The organism is Geodermatophilus maliterrae (assembly GCF_041018925.1).
In the GTDB taxonomy this organism is placed as follows: Bacteria; Actinomycetota; Actinomycetes; order Mycobacteriales; family Geodermatophilaceae; genus Geodermatophilus; species Geodermatophilus maliterrae.
On the sequence record NZ_JBFNXQ010000157.1, the window covers coordinates 1 to 7,687 of the forward strand.

6 protein-coding genes are annotated in these 7,687 nt (G+C 74.3%); 2 read left to right on the forward strand and 4 right to left on the reverse strand.

Annotated elements, in window-relative coordinates:
- Nucleotides 1–81: 81 nt before the first annotated feature.
- Nucleotides 82–1,296, reverse strand: a complete 1,215-nt coding sequence (locus ABQ292_RS25490; RefSeq protein ID WP_369210502.1) for a hypothetical protein — start codon at nt 1,294–1,296, stop codon at nt 82–84.
- 721 nt (nt 1,297–2,017) lie between these two features.
- On the opposite strand from ABQ292_RS25490, the gene ABQ292_RS25495 reads away from it, so the two are divergent.
- Nucleotides 2,018–2,338, forward strand: a complete 321-nt coding sequence (locus ABQ292_RS25495; RefSeq protein ID WP_369205159.1) for a GYD domain-containing protein — start codon at nt 2,018–2,020, stop codon at nt 2,336–2,338.
- 399 nt (nt 2,339–2,737) lie between these two features.
- Here ABQ292_RS25495 and ABQ292_RS25500 read toward each other — a convergent pair whose 3' ends face one another.
- The 3 genes from ABQ292_RS25500 to ABQ292_RS25510 all read right to left on the reverse strand — a co-directional run bounded on the left by ABQ292_RS25500 (nt 2,738) and on the right by ABQ292_RS25510 (nt 7,267).
- A complete protein-coding gene (locus tag ABQ292_RS25500) occupies nt 2,738–4,918 on the reverse strand; it encodes a DUF6777 domain-containing protein (protein WP_369210503.1) in 2,181 nt (726 codons plus the stop codon).
- A gap of 319 nt (nt 4,919–5,237) precedes the next feature.
- Nucleotides 5,238–5,858: an arsenate reductase/protein-tyrosine-phosphatase family protein gene (locus tag ABQ292_RS25505; RefSeq protein WP_369210504.1), complete on the reverse strand. Its 621-nt coding sequence runs from the start codon at nt 5,856–5,858 to the stop codon at nt 5,238–5,240.
- 32 nt (nt 5,859–5,890) lie between these two features.
- Entirely contained in the window at nt 5,891–7,267 is a 1,377-nt protein-coding gene (locus ABQ292_RS25510; protein WP_438940638.1) for a tyrosine-protein kinase domain-containing protein, read from the reverse strand.
- A 293-nt stretch (nt 7,268–7,560) separates the two neighbouring features.
- Here ABQ292_RS25510 and ABQ292_RS25520 point away from each other — a divergent pair.
- The coding region (locus tag ABQ292_RS25520; protein WP_369210506.1) for a hypothetical protein at nt 7,561–7,687 on the forward strand (127 nt) is incomplete at its 3' end.

Below are 7,687 nucleotides of genomic sequence, written 5' to 3' on the forward strand. Positions count from 1 at the left end.
CCAGACCACCCAGGCCACTGCCCAGACCACTGCCCAGACCACTGCCGCCCCGCAGGCTCAGCACGCCGGCGAGCAGGCGGCCTACGCCGCCGGCGCCGCCGCCGCGACCTCCACCCCACCCCCGGCCGGCCGGCCCGGGGACTCCGTGCCCGACGACAGCGCGCACCGGAGGGGTGACGGACACCGTCGGCGCCTGACGGGCCTCGGGAGGGCCACGTCGACGGTCCCGTCCCGTGGGATGCGCGGGAGGGCCAGACGCCTCCTGGCCGGCGCCGCCGTCCTCGGGATGCTGCTCGGGGTGGCCGGTGCCGTCCAGGGCTCGCAGGACCCCGTGGACGGCGAGGCCGCGGACGGGCGGGCGGCGCCGACCAGAGACGGGGACGTCGGCACCTCGACCACGGACGGACCAGGCCCCGATCCGTCCGACCTGTTGCCGCCCGCGGACCCGGCCCCTCCCGGGTCGTCGCCACCGGAAGGGCAACAGACCAGCGGTAGCGGGACCGTGCCGCCCCCAGGGCCCGGTGATGCTCCGCTCGTCCAGTTCCTCCCCGGCACGACGCCGCCGACGATCCCCACGACCCCGTCCGGGACGACGCCACCGGAGCCGACGGCGTCAGCCCAGACGAGCGACTCGACCGGGACGACCTCCTCGTCCGCGATCACCACCCAGACCGGGACCAGTACCTCGGCGGGAACCACGACGCCGTCGCAGACGAGCACCTCCACCGCCCCGACCACCGCGGCCACCACGGCGGCCCCCACCACCGCAGCTCCCACCACCGCAGCTCCCACCACCACAGCTCCCACCACCACAGCTCCCACCACCACAGCTCCCACCACCACAGCTCCCACCACCACGGCGGCTCCCACCACGGCGGCTCCCACCACGGCGGCCCCCACCACGGCGGCCCCGACCACCACCACGGCCCCCACCACCACGGCTCCCACCACGGCGGCCCCCACCACCACGGCCCCCACCACGGCGGCCCCCACCACCACGGCCCCCACCACCACGGCCCCGACCACGGCGGCCCCCACCACCACGGCGGCTCCCACCACGGCGGCCCCCACCACGGCGGCTCCCACCACGGCGGCTCCCACCACGGCGGCTCCCACCACGGCGGCCCCCACCACCACGGCCCCCACCACGGCGGCCCCCACCACGGCGGCCCCCACCACGGCGGCTCCCACCACGGCCCCCACCACGGCGGCCCCCACCACCACGGCCCCCACCACGGCGGCCCCCACCACGGCGGCCCCCACCACCACGGCCCCGACCACCACGGCCCCCACCACGACGAGCTCCTCCTCCAGCGAGAGCAGCTCCGCGGAGCCCTGACCGTGAGACTGTTGGCCAGGCACAGGCACTCGGCCAGCAGCCTCCGCATCGTCAGCGGCGCGCGGTCGTCGACCTGTTCGGAACGGTGGGGAGCCTGGATGAGGCCGGCCGTGAGCTCCCGGTAGGCGATGGAGGGGAACAGGTCGTGGTGCTCGTTCCTGGCCGGGGACCAGGCCGGGGATCGCGCGCAGGATCGTGTCGAGACGATCTCGTCGGCCGAGAAGCCGGGTGGGATGCCGTCAGTCCAACAGATGGCTGGTGCCCTACTCGCCGCGGATCCGCATGGCCGTTCGAGCTCTGCGTTCGACCTCGCGCGCCGCGACGAGGGCGGGTCGGACCGGCAGCTGGTCCTGGCCGGACCTGGTCGTCGTCCTCGGCACGGGCGGCAGCGGGGGTGCTCGCGGCCGCTGCGGCGGGTTCGCGGCCCGGCGGCTCTTCCGCGACGAGCTGACCGTGCCTGCGGCCGCCCGGTCCCGCCCGGCGCCGCCGGCCACGACGCCCGGCTGACGAGGAGCCCTCCCTCTCGGGTCGCCGGGGCGGTCCGCCGCTCACCTGGCCAACGGTCTGACCGTCCGTTGCCGGCACGCCGGGGACCGCTCCGGCGCTGCAGCTCTCGTTGTCGCCGGCGGTCACCGGCGGGATCATCGCGCCTGCACGGGGGCCGAGTGAGGAGGCGCCGTGCCTCGCTACCTGTTCATCGGCAACTACTCACCGCAGGGCTCGAAGGCGGTCCTCGCGGCAGGCGGCACCGCTCGGCGGGCTGCCATCGAGACGATGGTCTCGGACCTGGGCGGGCGGGTGGAGAGCTTCGACTTCGCGTTCGGGTCCGACGACGTCTACACGATCGTCGAGCTGCCCGATGCCCGGACGGCGACCGCCATCGCGCTCGCGGTGAACGGCAGTGGCGCTGTCAGCGTGCGCACCGTCGTCCTCATGACCCCCGAGGAGGTCGACGCGGCGGGCCAGGTGCAGCCGAACTACCAGCCGCCGACCTCGTGAACGCTCTCCCGTGGTGGGACTCCCGTTCCTCGTGACCGTCATGGGCGGAGGAACGGGAGAACGACTCCGTGACGCCGGACGTGGGTGACGACTGTCCAGGACCCCGTGATCGTCGGGGAGCAGGTCGGCGAAGCCGCGCCGCTCGGTGAGCCGGTGGCGGGTGAGCAGTAGCTCCCGGGCCACATCCAGAGGGCAGTACCCCAGACGCACGGGACGGCACAGGTCGGACTGCCGTCGACATCCGACGCAAGGGGCCGACGTCTCCGAACGGGCCCGCGGCAGTGGGGCCTCCTGGCGCACCTCGCGGGCGACGATCGGCAAGACCGCATCCGCAGCGCCTCCTCGGCGTCCCCACAGTGGGGGCACGGTTCGCGTCACAGGCATACCGCCGGTCCTGCGTCAGCTGCCGTCGGCGGGAGGCTCCTCTTCCACCGGCTCCTCCTCCGGGGCCTCCTCCTCCGGGATCTCCGTCGGGGTCTCCTCCTCCGGGATCTCCGTCGGGGTCTCCTCCTCCGGGATCTCCGTCGGGGTCTCCTCCGCCGGGACCTCCTCCGTCGGGGTCTCCTCCGCCGGGACCTCCTCCGTCGGGGTCTCCTCCTCCGGGACCTCCTCCGTCGGGGTCTCCTCCGCCGGGACCTCCTCCGTCGGGGTCTCCTCCTCCGGGATCTCCGTCGGGGTCTCCTCCGCCGGGACCTCCTCCGTCGGGGTCTCCTCCGCCGGGACCTCCTCCGTCGGGGTCTCCTCCTCCGGGATCTCCGTCGGGGTCTCCTCCGTCGGGACCTCCTCCGTCGGGACCTCCTCCCCCGGGGTCTCCTCCACGGTCGGTTCTGGTTCGCTGGAGGATTGGGGTCCTGAGCTCGGGCTCTCGTCGCCCGGGCTCGAATCGCCGTTCCCCGCCGGATCGTCCGGCTCTGTGGGTGATTCATCCGTCGGGCCGCGTGACGATGGACCCGAGTCCCGCTCGCCGAAGTCGCGGGCCGCCGCGGCGTCGGCTGGGTCGGGAGCCTGGTCCTGGTCGCCCCGTGTCCCCTGGGGCCGGGCGACGACCTCACGGGTGTCCGGCTGCACGATGACGAACGTGGTGACGATCTCCGGCGCCCGCGTGATCACTGCCACGGTCCGGGTCGAGAACTCCGGCCACGCCGATTCCTCGTAGCGTGCCCTGGGCGGCGGGTCGGGTGGTTTCAGGGGGTTGCCGCAGGCGCATCGGACCCGCGGGACGCCCCACTGGTCGACGAGCACCGCCGTTCCGGCCTGCAGCACGGACTGGAAGGGGATGACCCGGCCGTCGTCATAGCCGTGGTTGGTGACGGCGGTGTCGGTGCGCAGGGTCACCGGGGTGAGCAAGGCCAGGAAGGGGCGGATCTGGTCGCGCCGGATCTCGCGGACACCGGCCCAGGCGGTTGCCATGTCCGGATGGGCCTCCAGATGGCGCGCCATCGCCTCGACGTCGCAGGTGTTGGCTCCGGTGCCGCCGTAGAGGCCGGGGGTGTTCCCGGACACGGTCTCCCCCGGCGGGGGTGTGGGTCGCTGCCCGGGCTCGGTGTCGGCGGGCAGTGTCACGAATGCGGGGTAGTCCCCGGGGTCGTCGGCGGCCTCGGCATGGACCATGGTGGTGTTGGCGGAGCGGAAGAGCAGCACGCTCGTTGCCAGGGCTGCGAGGACGAGCAGCAGGACGCCGCTGATGAGCACGCGAGGCACGAGGCGGGACCGCGTCCCCCCACCCGGCGCCGCAGCGGTCGAGCCCGCTGCCCGATGACGCGGACGTCGACGGTCGGCATCGGAGTCGGCGGGGCTCGTCTGCGGCCCAGGAGGTTGCCCACGCTCGGTGTCCTCGGCGTCTGCACCGGTGGCGGGGACCGTCGTGCCCGCGGGAGGAGGGTGGCGCCCGCCGGCATCTGCGAAGTGGATCTCCCGGGTGTCCGTAGCAGCCAGGTCGGCGAGCAGGTGGTCGACCGCCCCGGCGTTTCGGTAGGTGATGTCGGGTCTGCGTCGAAGCGCACGCAACAGTTCCCGGGCGTCGTCCTTGACCCCTTCGTCCTCCTCCGTCTCCAGGCACTCGCGCAGCTGACGGATGAAGTCTCCCTGCTGATCCGGCGTCAGCTGTGCTGCACCGATCGCCGTGCCCAGACGCAGCAGGTACTCGAACGGGACCGGCGGCGGCTCCGGCAGGGGGTCGGGCAACGGCCGCCGTCCGGCCGCGACGTCCTGGATCGCCTCGATCAACGCCATCCCGTGGGCCAGCGTCCGCTCCCGGTAGTCGACCACCTGGATGTCGGCGACCGGAGTGAGCCGGAGATTGCCCACCGGGCCCACCTGCACCGGCAGGAGCGGCAGACCCAGCGCCCGCGCGTAGGACAGCTCGGCCAGGCACGGCTTGGATGCCAGCGAGTTCTCGGACAGGGCGAACAGGAACACGTCGCACTCGCGGATCCGCCGCAGGATGTCCTGCCACCACGGGTCCCCACCATGGAGGGCCTGGTCGTGCCACACCGACAAGTGGGCCCGTCCGAGGTCGGTGATCATCCCCTCGACCGCGGCCTCGTCCTTGCGCGAGTAGCTGACGAAGAGCCGGATCATTGCACCACCACCCCGCTGAGCGATCCTCACCATGATGAGGCCGGACCGCCGCGTCCTGATACGTCTTTACTCGTGCGCCCGTCGAGGCCGCGGACCCGGCGCCGCCGGGAGCCCCAGGATGCGGCGAGCTCACCAGGGAGGTGGGAGGCGTCCGGGAGCCCGTTCCCGCAGGTCCTTACCGAGTTGGTCGTCGAGCGGGGGCGCCGGCAGACGTGTCAGGACGCAGGCCGGGCCGAGCGGCCGCGCCAGATCCGGTCCTCCGCGGTGCGCTGGTCCGCGGGACCGCGGGAGCGACCCGCTGCTCCCGGCGAGGAGCCCGTCACCCGTGTTGGCGCGACGAGGGGCGGAGGACGTGCTCGAGGACCGGCCCCAGGCACTCGGCGATGCTCGCCACGGCGCGGGCGTGCGCCTCCGGGGGCCCGGCGATCGGGTCGTCGACGTCGTCACCCGCGCCACTAGCCCGCAGGCGCCGGGCGGCGGCCATCCGGCCCACGAGACTGCGCGGGTCGCCGGCCGGCGTGCCCGCGGTGCCCGGCAGCTCGCCGACCAGCCGCGCCAGGTCCGCCGCCTCGCGGAGGGTGAAGGTCCGGGACAGGGCCCGCGGCTCGAGGCCGAGCACGGCCTGCCGGTGCTCCCGCGTCATCGTCAGGACCAGGTCGGCCTCGGTCACCATCGGCCGGCGCAGCCGGCGGGCCGCGAAACCGTCCACGTCACCGCCCAGTGCGCGCACGGCCGCGGCGCTGTCCGGGTGGATCGCGGCACCGACCACCGCCCGCGTGCCCGCGCTGTGCACCTGGACGGGGGCGGCACTCCCGAGGAGGAGCTCCGCGAGCCGCCGCCGCGCCAGCCGTTCGGCCGCCGCGGACCGGCAGATGTTGCCGGTGCAGACGAACAGCAGCCGGAACGCGGTCGCAGGGGTCGGCTCGCCGGACACCGTCACGGCTCGCCGACCCCCGACGGCCGGGGATCCACCTAGCGCGCCGCGGTCGCCGGCCGAGCGGCGTACTCGGTGCTGTAGCCGTACGCCGCGCTGACGTCGTCGCGCGCCGGCACGATGTTCAGGACGGTCCCGACCGTGCGGGCCCCCACGCGGTCCAGCGTGGCGCGCGTCCGCTGGAGCTGCTCCCGGGTCGTGCTGCCGTGGCGCACGGAGAGGAGGACGCCGTCGGCCAGGACGGCGAGGCCGGTCGCGTCGGCGACGGGGAGCAGCGGCGGGGCGTCGAGGACGACGTAGTCGTGGCTCTCCCGCAGCTCCTGCAGGAGAGTGCCCATCGCGCCCGAGGCGAGCAGCTGAGCCGGGTTCGGCGCCGACGGTCCGGCGCCGATGACCACCAGGGTCCCGTCCTCCCCGTGGGGCTGCGCCACCTCCTCCACCCGCACCTGACCGGTCAGGACGTTGGTGAGGCCCACCCCGGTGACGAGGCCGAGGTAGCTCGTCACCCGCGGCCGCCGCAGGTCGGCCTCGATGAGCGCGACCCGCTGGCCGGCGTCGGCCAGGGCGAGTGCCAGGTTGACCGCGACCGTCGTCTTGCCCTCGGACGGCATGGCACTGGAGACCATGAGCACCCGCGGGGGCGTGTCGACGTCCAGGAACTGGAGGTTGGTCTGCAGGTGCCGGTAGGCCTCGGCCGACCGGCTCGAGCTCTGCAGGTCGACCCGGTGCTGCTCCTGCAGCTCGTCGTCCCGGAGGACGACGCCGATGACCGGCGCACCGGCCAGGTCCGCCACCTCGTCGGGGTCCTTGAGCGACCGGTCCAGCCGGGCCCGGACGATCGCCGTGGCTGCTCCCAGGCCGGAGCCGATGACCAGTCCGACCGCGAGGTCGAGCACCGGCTGGGGCGCGCTGGGCGAACGCGGCAGGTCCGCGGCACCGAAGACCGTGACCCTGACCGGCGAGGTGAGGGAGCCGGCCGGGGTCTCCAGTTCCTCCACCGCGGCGATGAACTCGCCGGCGACGGTCCGGGCGATCCGCTGCGCCTCCTCGGGCGAGGGGTCGGTGACGCTGACGTCGAGGACCACCGTGCCGGAGACCGGGGCCGCCTCGATGCGGGAGGCCAGCTGCCCCGGCGTCAGGTCGAGGTCGAGCTCGGCCACGACCCGGGCGGCCAGCTCCTGGCTGGTCAGCAGCTCCGCGTAGGAGGCGATGCGCTTCTCCGCGAACTGGTTGCCCTGGAACGCCTCGGCGGTGGAGGACGAGTCGGTCGTGGACACGAACAGCTGCGTGTGCGACGTGTAGACGGGCGTGGTCGTCAGCGTGACCGCCACGGCGGCGAGGCCTCCGAGGAGGAGCCCCAGCGCCGGCATCCACCAAGCCCGCCGCAGCGCTCGGAGCATCTCACCGAAGTTCATCGTGCGTCCTCGTTCCCCCGAGTCGGAAGTGGCCGTTCGGCCCGCGGCCCGAGCCGCGCCCGTCGGACGATAGGTCCCGCACGACCGGCCGGACGGGTTCCTCCGGTGGCCCTCCTCCCTTGGGGTTGATTCCGGCGGCCCGGTGCCGCGGATCCCTCCTCCCGCCTTCCTGGGGGCTCCCGCAGGTGTCACGATCCCGGCTCGTCGCCCGGCGTCCGCCGGTTGCGCCCAGCCGGCCGGTCGGCCGGCAGGTCCGCTCGTTGCAGGGGGAGTCCGTGTCGGTGAGGGTCTCGGTGGTCGGGTGCGGTTACCTGGGCGCGGTGCACGCCGCGTCGATGGCCGAGCTGGGGCACGAGGTGGTCGGCATCGACGTCGACGGATCGAAGATCGCCGCGCTGAACGAGGCGCGGGCGCCCTTCC

Excerpts from the sequence above, each read along its gene's own strand:
- ABQ292_RS25500 (WP_369210503.1), bottom strand. The coding sequence starts at position 4,918 with ATGATCCGGCTCTTCGTCAGCTACTCGCGCAAGGACGAGGCCGCGGTC.
- ABQ292_RS25510 (WP_438940638.1), bottom strand. The coding sequence starts at position 7,267 with ATGAACTTCGGTGAGATGCTCCGAGCGCTGCGGCGGGCTTGGTGGATG.